We start from the raw sequence: 19,215 nt of genomic DNA, 5'->3' as shown, positions 1-19,215 counted from the left end.
CGCGGCTGCGTCGCCCGATTTGTCGATGGTGGGCGGCGCAGCGTCATCTTTCAAGTTTATTGTGCTGTCCAGCCGCCATCAATGGAGATCGACGTGCCGGTGATCTGGCGGGCTGCGTCGCTCGCGAGGAAGATCGCGGTCTGGGCGACTTCGTCGATCGAGACGAATTCCTTGGTCGCCTGCAGGCGCAGCATCACCTCGGTCTTCACCTGTTCCTCCGAAATGCCCCGGGCCTTGGCCGTGTCCGGGATCTGCTTCTCGACCAGCGGTGTCAGCACATAACCCGGGCAGATGGCGTTGATCGTGATGCCGAATTCGGCGACTTCGAGGGCCACGGATTTGGTGAGGCCGAGGATGCCGTGTTTGGCGGTCACATAGGCGGATTTGAAGGGCGAGGCGACGAGGCCGTGGGCCGAGGCGATGTTGATGATGCGGCCCATCTTCTTCGCCTTCATGCCGGGCACAACGGCGCGAATCGTGTGAAACGCGCTCGACATGTTGATCGCGATGATCATGTCCCATTTGTCGATCGGAAAATCCTCGACCGGCGCGACATGCTGGATGCCGGCATTGTTCACGAGCACGTCGACGCCGCCGAATTCACGCTCGGCCGTGGCGATCAAGTCGGCGATCTCCGCCGGCTTCGTCATGTCGGCGGCGTGGTAGAGCGCCTTGCCGCCCTTGTCCTCGAGCGACTTGCGAATGGCTTCGATTTCGGCCTTGTCGCCAAAGCCATTGATCACGACATTGGCGCCTTCGGCCGCAAAGGCGCGGGCGATACCCAGACCGATGCCGCTGGTGGAACCGGTGACGACGACTGTTCTTTTCATCTGAATTTTCCTTCTCGACGGATGCCGATGGATGACGGGTGTTTTGTTGCACCCGCGAAATCAAAGGTTAGTCTCAAATGAAGTTCCGAAGCAACGGCGATTTGCCGCAGCCCAGCCTTGGTGCGCGGTCAGAGGCGTGCGAGACGTAACACAGTGTTCGATGCCAGGCTCTTTTGCCTGCAGCCGGAAATCTCTATGTCAGGGACAACACACGCGATCAGGAGTCATGCCATGGAACTCGGGCTTTATACCTTTGCCGATGTCGATCCGAATGCGACCAACAAGGGCGCCGAAGCCAAGCGGCGGGTCGACGAGTTGTTGGCCGAGATCAAGCTCGCAGACGAAGTGGGGCTCGATGTCTTCGGCCTCGGCGAACATCACCGCCCTGACTACATGGCGTCCTCGCCCGCGACGATCCTCGCGGCCGCTGCCGTGCAGACCAAGAACATCCGGCTGACGAGTGCAGTGTCGGTCCTCTCCTCGGATGATCCCGTGCGAGTTTTTCAGCAATATGCCACCGTCGATCTGCTCTCCAACGGCCGTACCGAGATGATGGTTGGTCGTGGCTCCTTCATCGAGAGTTTTCCGCTCTTCGGCTATGACCTCGAAGACTATGACCTGCTGTTTGCCGAGAAGCTGCAGTTGCTCATGGAGATCCGCGAGAACGAGGTGGTCACCTGGGAAGGTCAGACCCGCAAGCCCATCCAGGGCAGGGGCGTCTATCCCCGTCCGCTGCAGGATCTGCTGCCGCTCTGGATCGCGATTGGCGGCACGCCGCAGTCGGCGGCGCGTGCCGGTTATCTCGGCCTGCCGCTGGCGCTTGCCATCATCGGCGGCGAACCGCATCGGTTTGCCCCCTTCTTCGATCTCTATCGCCAGAGCGCTGCCAAGGCCGGTGTCGACCCGAAGACGCTGAAGACCTCCATCAACGTCCACGGCTTTATCCACGACACGACGGAATCGGCGGCCGATATCTTCTACGAGCCGCAGGCGGAGGTGATGAACCGCATCGGTCGTGAGCGTGGATGGGGTCCGACCAACCGCGCCCAGTTCGATGCCTCGCGCGGTCCTCGCGGCGCGCTCTTCGTCGGCGATCCGGAAGCCGTGGCCGAGAAGATCGTCGCCATGCACGGCATCTTCAAGAATGACCGCTTCCTGATGCAAATGGCGATCGGCCCGATGCCGCACAAGGAACTGATGCGCGGGATCGAACTCTTCGGAACAAAAGTCGCGCCGCTGGTTCGGAAGGCGTTGACGGAGAAGGCGTCGGCTGCGTAAGCAGCGGCCTTGCCCCGAGGGCGAATGCCCTGAAGACTGCGAGGACCCCTGATGATCGTAGAAACCGAAGAGGACCTCGTCCGTCTGAAAGATATCGGCCGCATCTGTGCGACCGCCGTCAAGGTGATGGCGGCAGCGCTCGAGCCCGGCATCACGACACGCGAACTCGATCTGATCGGCCGCAAGCTGCTGGAAGACAATGGCGCTCAGTCGGCCCCTGAGCTCTGTTACCAGTTTCCGGGCGCTACCTGCATCTCGGTCAACGAGGAAATCGCGCATGGCATTCCGGGCGATCGGGTGATCAAGGCGGGCGATCTCGTCAATATCGACGTGTCGGCGGAAAAGCTCGGCTATTTCGGCGATACCGGCTCTTCCTTCATCGTGCCGCCGGGCACGGCCAAGCAGGAACGATTGCTGCGCGACGGCAAACGGGCGCTCTGGGTGGGCCTGAACCAGGTGAAGACCGGCCGGCCGATGGCCGATATCGGCAATTCAATCGGTGCGTTCGCCAAGAAGAACCGCTATACGCTGATCACCAATCTCGCCAGCCACGGCGTCGGCCGCTCGCTGCATGAAGAGCCGAAGGAATTGTCGACCTGGCCGGATCCGGACGAAACCCGGATCATGGAGGAGGGGATGGTCTTTACCGTCGAACCCTTTCTGTCGCTCGGCGGTCACTGGGCCGAGGATGGCGACAAGGATGCCTGGACGCTCTACAGCGATCCGCCGGCGCCGACCGTCCAGTTCGAACACACCATCGTGGTGACGAAGAACGGGCCGCTGGTGCTGACGCTCGCCGACTAAGGCGAGCGTTTTTGCGTCTCGTCAGAAGCCTTATTCGGACTTCGAAAAGGCGACGGCAACGCCCTTCTTCTTGAAATAGGACTGCATGATCTTGCGGCCTTGGCGGTTCGACTGGGCGAGCTTGCCCGGCTCGAACACGGCTTCCTTCACACCCTCACGCGCCATCGCCGCCTTTAGCGCCGCGATGTGTGCGTCGATCTCCTCGTTGTCGTTGTTCAGCGAGGTGTAGATGTTGTCGATGGCCTGCTGCAGGCTGAGATCGCTCATGGGGCACTCCTGAAAAAAAGCTTTGCGCTTTCCCTAGCGATTTTTGGGTGGGAGGCAAGCGGACTGTAGGGCAGCGCCTCCCGGACGGCATTTCCTTGACAAAATTTGATGTGTTGGCAATCATGCCAACATGCGAGCGGCAAAGCTGATGCATGAAAAACTTGTTCTTTAGGACGGTTCGATCATCGAGATGGTGATCTGGAGCGTTCCCAGGCCAGTTGTCGGTAGCAAACACGCATACAAATACAGGCTTTATTTCGGCCGAGACCGTTCGAGGATCGTCTGCTTCGACAACGAGCGCGGCAAGGGCGATCACCGGCGTATCGAAGGCCTGGAGATGCCTTACGAATTCAGGGATGTTGATCGGCTGGCCGCCGACTTCATCGACGAAGTGAGAATGAGGCTGAGACAATGAAAAAAGCAGTCATTCAGATCCGACGTGCCGCAGATGTGATGGCCCAGGTCGATGCCATGGCTTCCCGCTTTGTGGGCGTGTGGAAGACTGGCGAAGCAGCGCCCCAGTCCACGGTCCTGACATTTTCCTCACCGGCTCAACTGTTCTCGATCCTGTCTCCCAAACGTTGGGAGCTCATCGAACGCCTGCAGACGCTCGGACCGTCCACCATCCGGGGCCTTGCCCGGGCACTCGAGCGTGATGTGAAGCGTGTGCATGAGGATGTGAGTGTTTTGGTCGAGTGGGGTCTGGTCGAGAAGGACGCCGCCTCCAAGGTGCTTGTGCCTTTTGACGAGATCGAAGCTGATTTCGTTTTGCGCGGTGCGGCCGCCTGACGCGCTCACTCGCGAACGGTCATCCTGTCTATTCTTGCGAACCTGTAATTATTGCGGGGGTAATTCCGCCACAATTTGGCAGTGGCATTGCTGCTGCGGAGCTTGTGCCCTAGGTTCCGTCTCGAATTACAGGACTTCTCCCACACGAAGGTTTTCCGCGTGTTTCATTCCTTCTTCCCCCGGCCCAAGCTGTTCTTCACCTCAGCCGTTGTTTTCACCTTCGTCTGCGTTCTTGCCTGGTACTTCGGGGTCCAGGGCCTCGGCAACAGCCTGGGCTATGTGCATCCGGAAACCGAGCCGTTCGACCTCAGCTTCTTCGTCCTTCCGTCGAACCTTTTCTTCTACGCCTATTTCCTCTCATGCATGGTCGCCTTCGGCGGTGTCTGGACGGTCCTTGCAAAAGATCATCCGTGGAAGATCTGGTCGATCTGGGGATCGCTCTTCATCATCGCGGCGGTCTATTTCGGCGTGCAGGTCTCGGTCGTCATCAACAATTTCCGCCGCCCCTTCGGTGACTTGCTGCAGAACGCGCTGTCTAAGCAGCCGGGCATCACCGTGTGGGACTTCTATAGCCTGCAGATCGTGTTCGCGAAGATCGTCTTCGTCAGCATGGCGATCTCGATCGTGACCGACTTCTTCACCAGCCACTACATCTTCCGCTGGCGCACCGCGATGAACGACTTCTATATGTCGAAGTGGGAGAAGGTCCGTCACATCGAAGGCGCGTCGCAGCGCGTGCAGGAAGACACGATGCGGTTCTCCTCGACGCTCGAGGGGCTCGGGATCTCGCTGATCAATGCCGTCATGACGCTGATTGTCTTCCTGCCGATCCTGTTTTCGCTGTCGGGTTACGTCAGCGAGCTGCCGATCATCGGCGAGGTGCCGCATGCGCTGTTCTGGCTGGCGATCTTCTGGTCGGCCTTCGGTACAGTTCTGCTTGCCGTTGCCGGCATCCGGCTGCCGGGGCTCAACTTCCGCAACCAGCGTGTGGAAGCCGCCTATCGCAAGGAACTCGTATACGGCGAAGACCATGCGGATCGCGCTCAGCCGGCGACGGTCAGGCAGCTCTATCAGAACGTCCGGACCAACTATTTCACGCTGTACTTCCACTACCTCTATTTCAATGTTGCTCGCTATTTCTACATGCAGGCCGACGCGATCTTCCTGCTGATCGTGCTGGTGCCGACCATCGTCGCGGGCAAGATCACCTACGGCATCTATCAGCAGATCGCGACTGCGTTCGGGCAGGTGTCGAATTCGTTCCAGTATCTGGTCAATTCCTGGACGACGATCATCGAGCTTCTGTCGATCCACAAGCGCCTCAAGGCCTTCGAGGCGGCGATCGACGACGAACCGCTGCCGGAGATCGACCAGCGCTACCTGGAGCGGGAAGCTGCCGAGGGCGAGATTGCCGCTGATCGGCCAACCTGAGCCGATCACCGGTGCTGAAATGAGAAAGGCCGCGTCCGGGGAACCCTGCGCGGCCTTCTGCCATTCGGCGAACTACAGTTCGCTTACATCTCGCCCGTCCCCGGTGCCGCCTCACCATTCTTGCCTAGCATCTCCAGCGCCTCCGAATACGTCACGCAAGCGACATCCGGTTTAGGGCAGACTTCCGCCACCAACCGCTCCATCGCCGCCCAATAGGCGCCGCCGTTCATGGTGACGAAATGCAGGCCGATCTGCAGGGGGTGGCGGTCGCCGTTGTATTGGGTCTCGAAGGCGTTCTTGAACGCGGCATAGCTACGCTCGGCGAATTCGTCGCCTTTCGACGGATGATCGATGCCGCCGGAATGGCGGATGAAGAGATTGTAGTCCATGGCGATGATGCGGCGGTTGCTCGGGCCTTCCGGGATCAAGGGCAGGCCAAAGCGGATCAATCCATCCTCTTTGCGCGGCGGGGCCGGGTCGTGGGTGACGAGGCTCGCATCATAGCGATAGCCGTGTTCCCGCTCGGCCTCGTAAAGGCTGTCGGGGGCCGAGAGGTAAGGGGCACGGAAGCCGGTAATGCCTTTCGTCACGAAATCCGCCCAGCCTTCCGGCTCGCGATCGCCCAGGCCGTTGTCCTTCCAGGCGCCGGCGAGCACGCGGTCAAAGCTTTGAAATTCCGTCAGCCACTGATCCTTCGTCCAGTCTTTGCCGTCGAAATGGCCGCAGGTGTGGCTGGCAATCTCGTGGCCTTCCTTATGCGCGGCCCAGATGTTGTCGAGCCGGGTCGCGACTTCCTCCACCGTCTGGGCAAAGCCGATGTTGGAGCGGCCGGCCTTGATGCCCGGCGCCTTGTAGTCGCTCGCGCGCTCACGCGGGATCAGCGTGGCGCAGGAGAGGAAATAGGTGAAGTGGGCATTTGCGCGCTTGGCGATGTCGCGGCTGCGTTTCCAGAGCTTGTTGTCGTGTGCGCCGTCGAAGGAGATCATCAGGATCTGTTTCGGCCTTGCGTCGGCCGCGCCTTTTGCCGCAGGGGCCGGCTCTCCGGCAGATGCCGTCGAGGCGGCCAAGGCAAGCGAAACGGCGATCAGGGAACGAAACATCGGCAAACACCCGGAAATCAACAAGGCGGTTTGCCTCCCATCCAAATGCGGCGAAGCTTTGAACAGGCTGGATATTCGTGGACGAGACCAGTAAGGCTTTCGACAACGCGACCTGAAAGGTTTTCTCCATGACGCTCCTCATTCTTGGCATCATCCTGTTCCTCGCCACCCACCTGATCCGCGTCGTCGCGCCCGGCTTCCGCTTGTCGATGACCGATCGTTTCGGGCTCATGGGCTGGCGCGTCATCAATTCAGCCCTCAGCCTCCTCTCGCTGATCGTGCTGATCTGGGGCTATGCCACCGCACCGGTGATCAATGTCTGGTTCCCGCCCATGGGCATGAATCACCTCACGATCACGCTGATGCTGATCGCCATGATCTGTCTGGTCGCCGGTTTCCTGCCAGCCGGACATATCGCGACGAAGACCAAGCACCCGATCGTGCTCTCCATCAAGATCTGGGCGGCGGCCCATCTCTTTGCCAATGGCGATCTTGCCTCCATTCTGCTGTTTGGGTCGCTGCTCGCCTGGGGCGTGGTGCTCCGGATCAACTACAAGCGCCGCCAGCGCGCCGGCGATCTTGAGCTGAAGCCCTTCGTTTCGGCCCGCTTCGATGCCATCGCCGTCGTGCTCGGCCTCGCCTTGTGGGCGCTCATCACCTTCAAGCTGCACGAGTTGTTGATCGGCGTGGCGCCTCTGCCGATGTAAGGCCGCGGGCATTTCGCGGTTTTCCCCTTACAAGCGCGCAAAAATCGGCTAGAAGGCCGCTCACGCATGACATTGCATGGAAAGGCCGGCATTGCCGGGGGTATGTATGGTTGACCAGAACGACAGCTTTATCCGCGAAGTCAACGAAGAGCTTCGCTCCGATCAGGTGCGCAATGCCTGGAAGCGCTACAGCCGCATCATCATCGGCGTTGCGGTCCTGATCGTCGTCGGTACGGCCGGCCACCGGCTGTGGGACCATTGGGACACGACCCAGGCCTCCGGAGCGGGCGACCAGTTTCTGGCCGCGCTGAAGCTCGCCGACGAAGGCAAGCGGGACGAGGCCGAAGCCGCCCTTCAGGCGCTCGAAAAGGATGGCTACGGCGCCTATGGTCTGTTGGCGCGCTTCCGCGGTGCCTCGGTCTTCGCCGAGAAAGGCGATCCGGCAGCCGCGATCGCAGCTTTCAAGGCGATCGGCGACGATCAGAGCGTGCCGGAAGCGGTGCGCAACGCGGCGCGCGTCCGCGCTGCCTGGCTGATGGTCGACAACGGCACCTATGAACAGGTCTCTGCCGAAGTTGAAGCCATGGCCACGCCGGCGAATGCCATGCGCCATGCCGCCCGCGAAGCGCTGGGCCTCGCCGCCTACAAGGCCGGCGACATGGTGCGGGCCCGCGAATGGTTCGAGCAGATCACCGAAGACGCGGAGACCCCGCGCAACACCTCCGCCCGTGCGCAGATGCTTCTCGACAACATCAAGGCGTCCGGCAAGGCGCCGTAACAACGACAAGGCCAGAAGGCCGGAAAGCTAGCGTTCCATGAGTTTCACCGTTGCCATCGTCGGTCGTCCGAATGTCGGCAAGTCCACGCTTTTCAACCGTCTGGTCGGAAAGAAGCTGGCGCTCGTCGACGACACCCCGGGTGTGACCCGCGACCGCCGTCCAGGTGACGCGAAACTCGTGGACCTGCGTTTCACGATCATCGATACCGCCGGCCTCGAAGAGGCGGGACCCGAGACGCTCGAAGGCCGCATGCGCGCCCAGACTGAAGCCGCGATCGAAGAGGCGGATCTGTCGCTCTTCGTCGTCGACGCCAAATACGGGCTGACCCCCGTCGACCAATCTCTTGCGGAGATGCTGCGCCGGCGCGGCAAGCCTGTCGTCCTCGTTGCCAACAAGTCGGAAGCCCGTGGGTCGGATGCGGGCTTCTACGATGCCTATACGCTCGGTCTCGGGGAACCCGTGCCGATTTCGGCCGAACATGGCCAGGGCATGATCGATCTGCGCGACGCCATCGTTGAGGCGATCGGCGAAGATCGTGCGTTTCCGGAACCCGACGACGAAGCCGAGACCGATGTCCTTTTGCCGCAGGATGGCGATCTCGATGGCGAGGATGATGAGGCCGAGCCCGAATACGACGACAGCAAGCCGCTGCGGGTTGCGATCGTCGGCCGCCCGAATGCCGGCAAGTCGACGTTGATCAACCGCTTTCTCGGCGAAGACCGCCTGCTGACCGGACCCGAAGCCGGCATCACCCGCGATTCCATCTCGGTCGAGTGGGACTGGCGCGGCCGGACCATCAAGATGTTTGACACCGCCGGCATGCGCCGCAAGGCACGCGTGCAGGAAAAGCTCGAAAAGCTCTCTGTCGCCGATACGCTGCGCGCGGTTCGTTTTGCCGAAACGGTTGTCATCGTCTTCGACGCTACGATCCCCTTTGAGAAGCAGGACCTGCAGATCGTCGACTTCGTCCTGCGCGAGGGGCGCGCTGCCGTGCTCGCCTTCAACAAGTGGGACCTGGTGGAGGATCCCCAGGCGGTTCTGGCCGATCTGCGCGAAAAGACCGAACGTCTGCTTCCCCAGGCACGCGGCATCCGCGCCGTGCCGATTTCCGGCCAGACCGGCTATGGGCTGGACAAGCTCATGCAGAACATTGTCGACACCGACATGGTCTGGAACAAACGCATCTCGACGGCCAAGCTCAACCGTTGGCTGGATGCCGTGACGACGCAACATCCTCCACCGGCGGTGTCGGGTCGCCGCCTGAAACTGAAATACATGACGCAGGTCAAGGCCCGCCCGCCGGCCTTCATGATCTCCTGCACACGACCCGATGCGTTGCCGGAAAGCTATGTGCGCTATCTGACCAATGGTCTGCGCACCGACTTCCAGATGCCGGGCGTGCCGATCCGCATTCATTTCAAGGCGGGGGAAAACCCGTTCGAAGGACGCAAGAAGCGCCGCTGAGGCCTTGGGTCAGCCCGTCAAATCAGCCGGTCGTGTGCTGAAGCGGCTGCGCAATCCGCGTTTGCGACGCTGTTCCTTGGCTTCCACGACATTGTCGAAGAACTGTTCGGTTGCCGCTTTCCAGGAATAGGTTTCGGCCAGCCGGCGCGCGCTTTCGGGCGACGCCTGCAATGCCGCGATGCAGGCGATCTGCAGATCGTGGTCGAGCGCCCCGGCATTCGAGCCTGCCGGGATGATGTCGATCGGGCCGGTCACCGGATAGGCGGCGACAGGAACGCCCGAGGCCAGCGCCTCCAGGATCGTGTTGCCGAAGGTGTCGGTCTTCGAGGGGAAGACGAAGACGTCGGCCTCAGCATAGGCTTTTGCCAGTTCCTCGCCATGCAACATGCCGGTGAAATGCACGTCGGGATACCGTGCCTGCAATTCGGCGCGCGCGGGGCCATCGCCCACCACAACCTTGGTGCCGGGCAAATCGAGGTCGAGGAAGGCGGGCAGGTTCTTTTCCACCGCGACGCGGCCGACCGTCATGAAGATCGGGCGTGCCAGACCGAAGGGCTTGTCGGTCTTCTCGCGCGGGCGAAACAGGGTGGTGTCGATGCCGCGGCTCCAGAGGTTCAGGTTCTTGATGCCGCGCGCGGTCAACTCCCGGCGCAGGCTTTCCGTCGCCACCATGCAGGCACCACCGCGGTTGTGGAACCAGCGCACATAGGCATAGAGCCACGATGCTTTCACCGGCAGGCGGGCGGCGACATATTCGGGAAAGCGGGTGTGATAGCTGGTCGAGAAGGGCTGGCCGTTGCGCAGGCACCAGCGGCGCGCCATCAGGCCGAGTGGGCCTTCGGTGGCGATATGGACATAATCCGGGCGCTGGTCCGCGATCATCCGGCCGACCTCTCCCGGCCAGGCCAGCGACAGGCGGATCTCCGGATAGGTCGGCATCGGAAAGCTGGCGAAACGCTCAGGCGTCACCATGGACACCTCGACGCCCATCTTCTTGAGCTCGCGATTGGTCGTCTCGATCGAACGCACGACGCCATTCACCTGCGGATGCCACGCATCGGTAACGATGGTCAGTCGGGGCAGTGGCGTGCTTTGCAGGGCAGGGCTGGAGATGGGCGCGATTGGCATGGGCGGTCGCTCGATTCCGGAATCACCGCATGGACTTGGCGGTCATCCTGCAAGTTTCGTGACAAGGCCTTATGCGACCGGAACATTACAGGCAGATGTCAGTCTAGGACTTGGCCGAGTTTGACATTCGGCCCGCAACCGGATTGCCTGAACCTCCATCCCTGATTCCAGCCAGAGGACGTGCCCATGACGAAAGCCGCCGCCAAACCCGCTCGCCAGACCGCTTCCGACTGGTGGCGGGGTGCCGTGATCTATCAGGTCTATCCGCGGTCCTTCCAGGATACTGATGGCGACGGGATCGGCGACATCAGGGGTATCATCGAGCGTCTGCCCTATATCGCTTCGCTGGGCGTCGACGCGATCTGGCTCTCGCCCTTCTTCACTTCGCCGCAGGCGGACATGGGCTATGATGTTTCCGATTACTGCAATGTCGATCCGATGTTCGGCACGCTTGCCGATTTCGATGCGATGATGAAGGAGGCCAAGCGGCTTGGCCTCAAGGTGATCATCGACCAGGTGATCTCGCACACTTCCGATCAGCATCCCTGGTTCAAGGAGAGCCGGGCGAGCCGCGACAATCCCAAGGCCGACTGGTATGTTTGGGCGGCGGCCAAGCCGGATGGCACGGCGCCGACCAACTGGCTTTCGGTGTTTGGCGGTCCGGCCTGGGAATGGGACGGGGTGCGCAAGCAATACTACATGCACAACTTCCTCGCCTCGCAGCCGGACCTTAACTTTCACAATCGCGAGGTTCAGGACGCGGTGCTCGATGCCGTCAAGTTCTGGCTCGATCGTGGCGTCGACGGCTTCCGGCTCGACACGGTGAACTACTATTTCCACGACAAAGAGTTGCGCGATAACCCGCCCCACCAGCCCGACAGCGAGGAGGCGGGGCTCGATGCGCCCGACGTCAACCCTTACGGCATGCAGAGCCATCTCTACGACAAGACGCAGCCTGAAAACATCGAGTTCCTGAAGCGCTTCCGTGCGCTGCTCGATCAGTATCCGGATCGGACGACAGTGGGCGAAGTGGGGGACGGTGCGCGCTCGCTGAAGACGGTTGCGGCCTATACCTCTGATGGCGACAAGCTGCATATGTGCTACACCTTCGACCTCCTGGGGCCGGACTTCACCCCGAGCCACATCCGCCATTGCGTCGAGAGCTTTCACAAGCAGGTCCGGGATGGCTGGGTCTGCTGGGCTTTCTCCAATCACGACGTCACCCGGCATGTCAGCCGCTTCGCGCAGACCGCAGAGGAGCGGGCCGTCGTCGCCAAGCTTGCGATCTCGGTTCTTGCCACGCTGCGCGGCTCGATCTGCCTCTATCAGGGTGAGGAGCTCGGTCTGCCCGAGGCGGAGCTTGCCTTCGAGGACCTGCGTGACCCCTATGGCATCCGCTTCTGGCCGGCCTTCAAGGGCCGCGACGGATGCCGCACGCCGATGGTCTGGGAAAAGGGCAAGACGCAGGCGGGCTTTTCTACCGTGAAGCCCTGGCTGCCGGTGCCGGCAGAGCATCAGACGCTCGCCGTCGATGCGCAGGAGACGGATGAAGCCTCGGTCCTTGCGCACTACCGGGCCACACTGGCCTTTCGCAAGCAGCATGCAGCGCTTGTCGACGGCGACATGGAGTTCCTGGCGACCAACGAAGATGTGCTCGCCTTTACCCGGTCCAAGGGCGAGGAGCGGTTGCTCTTTGTGTTCAATCTGCGGCGTGGTCCGCAAGAGATCGCGCTGCCGAAGGGACATAAGGCAAGCGCGGTTCTGGCCATGCCCGGACTGTCGGGCACGCTCGCCGACGGTGAAATTCGTCTCGGTCCGCTCGACGGAATCTGCGTGACGCTGTCATGACGCCGTTTGTCGTTCGCGTGGCCGGTGAAGAGGATATCGAGGCCTGGGCGGCACTGCGCCACCAGCTCTGGCCGGAACTCGACGTCAAGGGACACCGCGTCGAGATTCGGGAGGCTTTGACGGAGCTTGACAGGCTTAATGCGTTCCTCTGCCTCGATGCGGCGGGGCGGGCCGTTGCGCTGGCGGAGGCCAGTATCCGCTCCGATTATGTCAATGGCTGCGAGACCTCGCCGGTCGCCTTCCTGGAAGGGATCATTGTCGATCCGGCCGCCCGGCGACAAGGCGCTGCCGCACTTCTGGTTGTTGCCGTCGGCGACTGGGCGCGCGGGCAGGGCCTGTCCGAACTCGCCTCCGATGCCGAGCTTCACAATACAGTCTCGCATGCCATGCATGCGGCGCTCGGCTTTGAGGAGACCGAGCGCGTCGTCTATTATCGCCGGGTGCTCTGACGTTCAGACCGCGCCGTCGTCGGGAATGTTCAGCACATGGCCGCAGGCCTTGCAGTGCACGGCATCCGCATCATGTCGCTGCAGGCCGCATTCGGGGCAGGGGAAAGTCACCTTGTAGGGCCGGACGATCGCCTGAGCCAATCGCACGAAAAGCGAGATGCCGATGATCATGGTGACGATGGACGTCAGCTTGCCCGCAGTGCCAGGCAGCGTGATGTCGCCAAAGCCTGTGGTGGTAACAGTGGCGACCGTGAAATACAGGGCATCGATGAAGCCCGTGCCGGCATCCTCCCGGTAAAAGAAGAAGGTGTAGACGAAACCAGTCACCAGGAAGAGGAAGACAAAGAGATTGATGAAGGCGGTAACGACGTCGCTCTGCTCCTTCAACCCCAGCCGATTGAGCATCAGTTTGAAGACCGGACGTTGCGCGACGGCCCAGATGCGCGCGACACGCAGAAAAGCGAAGTTGAACAGCCATTGCGGAAAGAGCAGGGTCCCCAGCACGAAGAAATCGACCCAGGTCATCGGTCGCAGCAGAAAGCCGCGTGTTGTGCGCGAGGCAGCCCATTGCGCCGAGATTTCTACGGCAATCCAGGCGGCGATGGCGAAATCAAGGATGAGGTAACTCGGCCGGTCACGCAGGTAGGGGCCGGCGAGGAAGAAGGCGATGATCGTGAGATCGATCACCATCAGGGCGAACTGGAAGCGGATGGCGGCGGTGTCGCGGCCGTAATAGAGGCGGGCGAGACGCTGGCGGAGAGGGGTGGGGATCTCAGTCTCGGATGCCATGGACCCTCGTCAGTAATGATAGCGGCATTGCAGGATTACCAGCGTCTGTTCTTCACCTGAGCCGACAACGGCGTAGACCATCCGGTGTTCCTGGGTGATGCGGCGAGACCACATTCCCTTCAGCGTCCCTTTCAAAGGCTCCGGTTTGCCGATGCCCTCGAACGGGTGCCTCACCATCTCGCGGATTAGTTCGTTGATGCGGGCCAGTATCTTTCGATCGGTCTCTTGCCAGTGAATGTAGTCAGCCCACCCATCCGGCGAGAAGGCGATCCGCATGGTTCAGCGGTCCAGATCCGCCACCCGAGATCGTTCCGTGAAGCGACCCGCAACAAGGTCGTCCTTTGCCTTGAGCAGCCGTGCCGCATTGGCCGGCGAGGAGAGCAGGTAGACCGTTTCCACGAGGCTATCGTATTCATCCTTGCCCATCAGCACAGCCGAGGACTTGTCCCGCCTGATGATCTCGACCGCCCCCTCAATGAGCGTGTCTAGACGGCCTTCCGCCGAGTCCGCTTCGATCTCCCGATCCCAGCGCTCGGCGCGCAATTCCTCGACTGATGCCGTGAAGGTGTCAAACTCCTCCGGCGAAAGTTCGCGGACCATTTCTACAAGGCGTTCAAGACGGGTCATTGGCTTCATCCTTGCGCCGAATATAAGTCTTCTCCGGCTCGCTGCCAATCCTCACCCAATCAGCCTGAACTGATCGACATCTACCATGCCCTTGTCGGAAATCTTCAGATGCGGAATGACCGGCAGCGGCAGGAAGGCGACCTGAAGGAAGGGCTCTTGGAGAGTCGTTCCAAGGGCATAGGCGGCTTTTCTCAAGTGATGCAGCGTGTCGCGCACGCTCTCATAGGGCTCAAGGCTCATCAGGCCGGCGACGGGGAGCGGGATCTCGCCGGTGACCTTGCCGTCTTCGACCACCACGAAACCGCCCTTGATTTCGCCCAGCCGGTTGGCGGCGAGCGCCATGTCTTCCTCGGAGACGCCGACGACGCAGATGTTGTGGCTGTCATGGCCGACGGTCGAGGCGATCGCGCCCTTCTTCAGGCCGAACCCCTGGACGAAGCCGTTGGCATGGTTGCCGTTCTTGCCGTGGCGCTCGATGACGGCGACCTTGATCACGTCGTTGGCGAGATCGACTGCGGTCTGGTTGCCGGAGGTCGGCAGGCGGTAGCGGCGATGCTCGGTGATGATCTTGCCGGGCATCACGCCGATCACGGGCGTTTCGCCCTCGGCCACCGGTACGCCGAAATCGGCGGCCTTCACTTCCCGTGCCTTAACGCTGTCGAGGCCGACGGGGGCGACATGCTTGCGGCTGGCAAAAAGTTCGTTCGTCACGCGGCGACCGGCGGCAAAGACTATCTCAGCCTTGCAGTTTTCCAGACTGTCGACGACCACCAGATCGGCGCGCCAGCCCGGCGCCACCAGGCCACGATCCCGCAGGCCAAAGGCGCGGGCCGCCGATATTGACGCGGCGCGGTAGACGGCGATCGGTTCGACGCCGTTTTTGATCGCCTCGCGGATCAGGTAGTCGAGATGGCCCTGCTCGGCGATGTCGAGGGGGTTGCGGTCATCGGTGCAGAGCGCGAGGAAGGGCGAGAGCCGCTCGGTCAGGATCGGCATCAGCGCGTGCAAGTCTTTAGACACCGAGCCTTCGCGCACCAGGATATGCATGCCCTTGCGGATCTTCTCCAGGGCTTCGGCCGCACTGGTGCATTCATGATCGGTCCGGATGCGGGCGGAGAGATAGCCATTCAGGTCCCGGCCCGAGAGCAGTGGCGAATGGCCGTCGATATGGCCGTCCTGAAAGGCTTCGAGCTTCGCCATGCATATCGGATCCTTGTGGATCACGCCGGGGAAATTCATGAATTCGGCCAGCCCGATGACCTTCGGATGATTGCGGAAGGGCAGGAGTCGCTCGATGGGCAGATCGGCACCCGACGTTTCCAGATGCGTTGCCGGCACACAGGAGGAGAGCTGGACGCGGATATCCATGATCGTCTGTTCGGCCGAATCGAGGAAGAATTGGATGCCTTCGGTGCCCAACACATTGGCGATCTCGTGCGGATCGCAGATCACGGTCGTCACGCCATAAGGCAAAACGCAGCGGTCGAATTCATGCGGAGTGACCAGCGAACTTTCGATATGCAGATGCGTGTCGATGAAGCCGGGCACGACGATCTTGCCGGAGATATCGATCACCTCGCGGCCTTCATAGTTCTCGACTGTGCCGATGATCGTCTCACCAGAGATCGCAATGTCGGATGCGACCAGCTCGCCAGTGACCAGATCGAAGAAGCGCCCGCCCTTCAACACGATATCCGCCGGCTCGCGGCCGGTGCCCTGGTCGATGCGGCGTGCGAGGTCGGTCATGCGGGCTCTCCGATTCTGTTGTTCCAGGCTCCACTCTACCGATCGGGCGGTGCATAGGGGAAGGTGGCGCCATCGGAAACAGAACCGGCATCTGTGAATGTCGGTTCTGGTGAATTTGCGAGAGTTATCTCAGACCAGCGCTAAAACGCGGGCCGGGCCGCCGGTGCCGCCCTTGTGCTTCGGGGCGCCGACGACAATGGTCGCGCCTTTGACCGGCAGTTCCTCCAGATTGTTCAGGCATTCGATGCCATAGCGCCCACCTGGCAGCCAGCTGGTGTGCACGGCAAAATCGGCCGAATTGCCCGGATCGAGCGACAGCGTGTCGACGCCGATTGCGGCGACATCAAGCGTTGCGAGCAGGTCGGTTGCCGATTTGCCGAACCCCGGAAAGGCGAATTTGCCTTCGCCGTCATTGCGGAAGGATGGATCGGTGACCTTCTTTGCCCAGCCGGACCTGAGTGCCACGACCGCGCCCTTCGGTATTTCGCCATTGGCGCTGATCCAGGCCTCGACATCAGCGGCCTCCACCGTTGCGTTGGCGTCATCCTTGGCGCGATCGGTGATGTCGATGATGGCGAGTGGCGCAACCAGTTGTTCTGGCTCGATTTCATCAACGCTCTTACCATCGGCGCTGAAATGCAGGGGAGCGTCAATATGCGTGCCCGTATGTTCGAAGATCGTCAGCTTGTGCAACTGATAGCCGCTTTTGGCGAACTCCACGGCCCATTCGTATTCGATGCCTGGCTTGCCGTCGAATGTCGGAAAAGAGCCGTCATAGGCATGGGTCAGGTCAATCACTTTGCTCGGGCTTTGTTGCGCCAGAACCGGCCTGGCAATTCCGCCGGTTGCGACTGCCGCTCCAGCGATCGCCATACCCTTGAACAGGGAGCGCCGCGATAGCATGCTCTGCTTCACATTCTCCATCACACAATGATTGCACATAGATTGCCGTCCCTCTCACGTTGATATCCACGCCACAGAGTAGCTGATGCTCTCGCTTCGGCAAGAGTGGTTACATCGCGGACGACCCGTTGGGGAATTGACGTACCGACGTAAAGACGCCTCGTCGCGTGCCTGGACCGCCCGCTGCAGGCGGGGCTTGTATCAGCCCTTCACTTCCACCGTAAATCCGAAGCGCATCTCATCCCCCGCTGCGAGCGCCACCGTATAGGGCCGCTCGACCAGTTCCGCTGTGCCGCCGGCATGGGCCGCCATGCCGTGCCAGGGCTCCACGCAGAGGAAAGGCGCACCCGGTTTTTGCCACAGCGCAATGTTGGGCAGGTTTTCGAAGGTGAAGTGCATGGCGGGCCCGCCGTCGGCTGCATAGGTCAGGCCGGTGCCGGCACCTTCGGGGAAGATCAGGGCATCGTTGTCGAAGAGGTCGTGGGACAGCTCGAGCCGACCGGCCTTGAAGGGCGATGTCGGCAGGGTTCGGCCAACCAAGCCACCTTCGAGCTGGATCACACCGGGTTCGGCGCCGTTGTCGAGGATCACGGCATGCGGCCTGCCCTCGGCGCCCGGCAGCGGCCAGAGGAAGGCGGGGTGGAAGCCGATGCAGAAGGGAAGGGGTGTCTCGCCGGTATTCTCGACGGTGGCGGTGACCGTGAGGCTGCGGCCGTCGAGACGATGTTCCAGCGTCAGGCGGAAGTCGAAGGGGTAGAGGTCGCGGGTCTCGGAAGACGAGGCGAGTTCGTATCGGCAGGCGTCTGCCGACTGCTCGACAATGACAAATTCCCGCCGCCGCGCAATGCCGTGCTGGGCCATGGGAAACGCGCGACCATCGATCGTCAGAATGTCACCCGGTGCCTTGCCGACGATCGGAAAGAGGATCGGCGAGCGCCCGCCCCACCATGCCGCATCGCCGTTCCAGAGCCAGTCGCGGCCGTCCGATGTCTTCATCGACTGCATCTCTGCGCCGAGCGAGGAAACCTCGACGGCAAGCTCTGCATTGGCGATGCGAATCGTCTCGGGCATGGCGGGCTCCTTGTCTGTTGCCTCGCATCCTAGGGGGATTGACGGCAAAGTGCGACGGGGATTTGTCGGGAGGGACCAAGCTGTCGACGCCGTTCCGACGTATCAGGCGGAGGGGTCGCCGTCGTCTGGATGCAGGCAAGCGTGCAGGCTGGGATTCGTCAGACGATCACGACGCGGTCGCCGAAGGGCGTGTCCTCGTCAAAATTCTGGGTGCCGATGCGTTCGCTTTCGCCGGACAGGCGCGGTTCTTCAGTGGGGTCTTCGGGGGTGGCTTCCGGCTCTGAAGGGTCGACCCACTGGCGGGACGCAAATTTGTGGTCGAGCGAGGCCTCGTCCTCCTCGGGCATGCCGTTTTCGGCGCGCTCCTCGACGGCGATCCGGTGCCGCTCTTCGATGTCATGATTGATCTTCGACTGGCGGGCGGCGACCCAGGCGTTCTGGGCATCGGAGCCGAGGTTCAGCGTGTGGCCGGCCTCCGTCTGTGTGGAGGCTTCACTGCTGGAGATGCGGCTGATCCGGTCGACCATGGGTGTCTCCTCAAGAGACCGGCCCGTCACCTGATGTCCATGACGTCATGTCGTGGGTCAAGCGGATCGGGGCTGCTGTGCTCAATCGACCTGACCCGGATGCTGTCCATTGCACCGAGCCTGACCGTGCGGCTTTCACCCTTCAGGTGGGGTGGTCGGCACTGTCCGTCAAGCGCTGGATCCGAAAGCTGCGGAATTTGCCTATGTGAACGCCCGCGCGGGCCATCCCGCTCACGCCTTTGTTTTCGGCACGACCTCTTCCACCGGCAGCCCTGCATCCCGCCAGGCGGTGAAACCGCCGGCGAGATGGCAGACGTTTTCCAGTCCCATCTCCAGCGCTGTCTTGGTCGCGAGCGTCGAGCGCCAGCCGCTGGCACAGAAGAAGAGGAAGAGCCTGTCTTCGGCGAAGATCGGCTTGTGATAGGGGCTTTCCGGATCGATCCAGAATTCCAGCATGCCGCGCGGGCAGGGGAAGGCATTGGAGATCGTGCCCTCGCGCTCCCGTTCGCGCGGATCGCGCAGGTCGACGAAGACGACGGTGTCGCTGGCCTGCAGCCGGGCCGCCTCGGACACGGCGACGGCTTCGACAAGCGCCTCGGCTTCTGCCAGCAAATCCTTGTAGCCCTTCCGCATGTCGCCCTCCCGAGGATTGCGTGCAAAGCCTTTGCCCGCTGGGCT

The 19,215-nt window shown here is 61.8% G+C and carries 22 protein-coding genes; 10 read left to right on the top strand and 12 right to left on the bottom strand.

Going from position 1 to position 19,215, the window contains the following annotated elements; translation table 11 throughout:
• Nucleotides 1-56 precede the first annotated feature (56 nt).
• Complete coding sequence (locus tag ACT53S_RS10375) at nucleotides 57-830, bottom strand: 3-hydroxybutyrate dehydrogenase (protein ID WP_476066914.1); 774 nt, start codon at nucleotides 828-830, stop codon at nucleotides 57-59.
• 231 nt (nucleotides 831-1,061) lie between these two features.
• Here ACT53S_RS10375 and ACT53S_RS10370 point away from each other — a divergent pair, with 231 nt between their 5' ends.
• Together ACT53S_RS10370 and map are read left to right on the top strand one after the other, a co-directional pair.
• Nucleotides 1,062-2,108: an LLM class flavin-dependent oxidoreductase gene (locus tag ACT53S_RS10370; RefSeq protein ID WP_476066913.1), complete on the top strand. Its 1,047-nt coding sequence runs from the start codon at nucleotides 1,062-1,064 to the stop codon at nucleotides 2,106-2,108.
• 51 nt (nucleotides 2,109-2,159) lie between these two features.
• Nucleotides 2,160-2,912: a type I methionyl aminopeptidase gene (map, locus tag ACT53S_RS10365; protein ID WP_476066912.1), complete on the top strand. Its 753-nt coding sequence runs from the start codon at nucleotides 2,160-2,162 to the stop codon at nucleotides 2,910-2,912.
• A gap of 30 nt (nucleotides 2,913-2,942) precedes the next feature.
• Here the strand turns inward: map and ACT53S_RS10360 are convergent, their stop codons facing one another.
• Nucleotides 2,943-3,179, bottom strand: a complete 237-nt coding sequence (locus tag ACT53S_RS10360) for a hypothetical protein (RefSeq protein WP_142067787.1) — start codon at nucleotides 3,177-3,179, stop codon at nucleotides 2,943-2,945.
• A gap of 190 nt (nucleotides 3,180-3,369) precedes the next feature.
• Here ACT53S_RS10360 and ACT53S_RS10355 point away from each other — a divergent pair, with 190 nt between their 5' ends.
• The 3 genes from ACT53S_RS10355 to sbmA all read left to right on the top strand — a co-directional run bounded on the left by ACT53S_RS10355 (nucleotide 3,370) and on the right by sbmA (nucleotide 5,399).
• Nucleotides 3,370-3,594 (top strand): toxin-antitoxin system TumE family protein, encoded by a 225-nt coding sequence (locus tag ACT53S_RS10355; RefSeq protein ID WP_476066911.1) that lies wholly within the window; start codon nucleotides 3,370-3,372, stop codon nucleotides 3,592-3,594.
• Nucleotides 3,591-3,968 carry an HVO_A0114 family putative DNA-binding protein gene (locus ACT53S_RS10350; RefSeq protein WP_476066910.1) on the top strand — a complete coding sequence of 126 codons (378 nt, stop codon included), beginning with the start codon at nucleotides 3,591-3,593 and terminating at the stop codon, nucleotides 3,966-3,968. The genes ACT53S_RS10355 and ACT53S_RS10350 overlap by 4 nt, the downstream gene beginning before the upstream one ends.
• A gap of 159 nt (nucleotides 3,969-4,127) precedes the next feature.
• Nucleotides 4,128-5,399, top strand: coding sequence for a peptide antibiotic transporter SbmA (gene sbmA, locus ACT53S_RS10345; protein WP_476066909.1), 1,272 nt, complete (start codon nucleotides 4,128-4,130; stop codon nucleotides 5,397-5,399).
• An 83-nt stretch (nucleotides 5,400-5,482) separates the two neighbouring features.
• Here sbmA and ACT53S_RS10340 read toward each other — a convergent pair whose 3' ends face one another.
• Complete coding sequence (locus ACT53S_RS10340; RefSeq protein WP_476066908.1) at nucleotides 5,483-6,499, bottom strand: polysaccharide deacetylase family protein; 1,017 nt, start codon at nucleotides 6,497-6,499, stop codon at nucleotides 5,483-5,485.
• 128 nt (nucleotides 6,500-6,627) lie between these two features.
• Between ACT53S_RS10340 and ACT53S_RS10335 the strand changes: the two genes are divergently transcribed.
• The 3 genes from ACT53S_RS10335 (at nucleotide 6,628) to der (ending at nucleotide 9,449) form a co-directional block, all read left to right on the top strand.
• Nucleotides 6,628-7,206: an NnrU family protein gene (locus tag ACT53S_RS10335; RefSeq protein WP_476066907.1), complete on the top strand. Its 579-nt coding sequence runs from the start codon at nucleotides 6,628-6,630 to the stop codon at nucleotides 7,204-7,206.
• A 106-nt stretch (nucleotides 7,207-7,312) separates the two neighbouring features.
• Nucleotides 7,313-7,984, top strand: a complete 672-nt coding sequence (locus ACT53S_RS10330) for a tetratricopeptide repeat protein (RefSeq protein ID WP_113375239.1) — start codon at nucleotides 7,313-7,315, stop codon at nucleotides 7,982-7,984.
• A gap of 37 nt (nucleotides 7,985-8,021) precedes the next feature.
• Nucleotides 8,022-9,449, top strand: a complete 1,428-nt coding sequence (gene der, locus ACT53S_RS10325) for a ribosome biogenesis GTPase Der (RefSeq protein ID WP_476066906.1) — start codon at nucleotides 8,022-8,024, stop codon at nucleotides 9,447-9,449.
• Between the two features lie 9 nt (nucleotides 9,450-9,458).
• Here the strand turns inward: der and ACT53S_RS10320 are convergent, their stop codons facing one another.
• Nucleotides 9,459-10,577, bottom strand: a complete 1,119-nt coding sequence (locus ACT53S_RS10320; RefSeq protein WP_476066905.1) for a glycosyltransferase family 4 protein — start codon at nucleotides 10,575-10,577, stop codon at nucleotides 9,459-9,461.
• 186 nt (nucleotides 10,578-10,763) lie between these two features.
• On the opposite strand from ACT53S_RS10320, the gene bglA reads away from it, so the two are divergent.
• Together bglA and aac(6') are read left to right on the top strand one after the other, a co-directional pair.
• Nucleotides 10,764-12,425, top strand: a complete 1,662-nt coding sequence (gene bglA / locus ACT53S_RS10315) for a beta-galactosidase BglA (protein ID WP_476066904.1) — start codon at nucleotides 10,764-10,766, stop codon at nucleotides 12,423-12,425.
• On the top strand, nucleotides 12,422-12,874 hold the full coding sequence (gene aac(6') / locus ACT53S_RS10310) for an aminoglycoside 6'-N-acetyltransferase (protein WP_476066903.1): 453 nt from the start codon (nucleotides 12,422-12,424) through the stop codon (nucleotides 12,872-12,874). Before bglA ends, aac(6') begins: the two co-directional genes overlap by 4 nt.
• Nucleotides 12,875-12,877: 3 nt before the next feature.
• Here aac(6') and ACT53S_RS10305 read toward each other — a convergent pair whose 3' ends face one another.
• The 8 genes from ACT53S_RS10305 to ACT53S_RS10270 all read right to left on the bottom strand — a co-directional run bounded on the left by ACT53S_RS10305 (nucleotide 12,878) and on the right by ACT53S_RS10270 (nucleotide 19,170).
• Complete coding sequence (locus tag ACT53S_RS10305; RefSeq protein WP_142067796.1) at nucleotides 12,878-13,663, bottom strand: potassium channel family protein; 786 nt, start codon at nucleotides 13,661-13,663, stop codon at nucleotides 12,878-12,880.
• Nucleotides 13,664-13,672: 9 nt separating this feature from the next.
• Nucleotides 13,673-13,939: a Txe/YoeB family addiction module toxin gene (locus ACT53S_RS10300; protein WP_142067797.1), complete on the bottom strand. Its 267-nt coding sequence runs from the start codon at nucleotides 13,937-13,939 to the stop codon at nucleotides 13,673-13,675.
• Nucleotides 13,940-13,942: 3 nt separating this feature from the next.
• A complete protein-coding gene (locus ACT53S_RS10295; RefSeq protein WP_113375246.1) occupies nucleotides 13,943-14,290 on the bottom strand; it encodes a type II toxin-antitoxin system Phd/YefM family antitoxin in 348 nt (115 codons plus the stop codon).
• Between the two features lie 51 nt (nucleotides 14,291-14,341).
• Nucleotides 14,342-16,036, bottom strand: a complete 1,695-nt coding sequence (gene ade / locus ACT53S_RS10290) for an adenine deaminase (protein ID WP_476066902.1) — start codon at nucleotides 16,034-16,036, stop codon at nucleotides 14,342-14,344.
• Nucleotides 16,037-16,165: 129 nt separating this feature from the next.
• Nucleotides 16,166-16,978, bottom strand: coding sequence for a cyclase family protein (locus ACT53S_RS10285; RefSeq protein ID WP_476066901.1), 813 nt, complete (start codon nucleotides 16,976-16,978; stop codon nucleotides 16,166-16,168).
• 162 nt (nucleotides 16,979-17,140) lie between these two features.
• Nucleotides 17,141-18,010, bottom strand: a complete 870-nt coding sequence (locus tag ACT53S_RS10280; protein ID WP_476066900.1) for an aldose 1-epimerase family protein — start codon at nucleotides 18,008-18,010, stop codon at nucleotides 17,141-17,143.
• Nucleotides 18,011-18,168: 158 nt separating this feature from the next.
• Nucleotides 18,169-18,537: a hypothetical protein gene (locus ACT53S_RS10275; RefSeq protein ID WP_476066899.1), complete on the bottom strand. Its 369-nt coding sequence runs from the start codon at nucleotides 18,535-18,537 to the stop codon at nucleotides 18,169-18,171.
• A 231-nt stretch (nucleotides 18,538-18,768) separates the two neighbouring features.
• Complete coding sequence (locus ACT53S_RS10270; protein ID WP_476066898.1) at nucleotides 18,769-19,170, bottom strand: rhodanese-like domain-containing protein; 402 nt, start codon at nucleotides 19,168-19,170, stop codon at nucleotides 18,769-18,771.
• Between the last annotated feature and the right edge of the window lie 45 nt (nucleotides 19,171-19,215).

The organism is Allorhizobium sp. DMC15 (assembly GCF_056314065.1).
The sequence above is the reverse complement of the archived record's forward strand: the minus strand, read 5'-3'. Positions and strand labels throughout refer to the sequence as shown.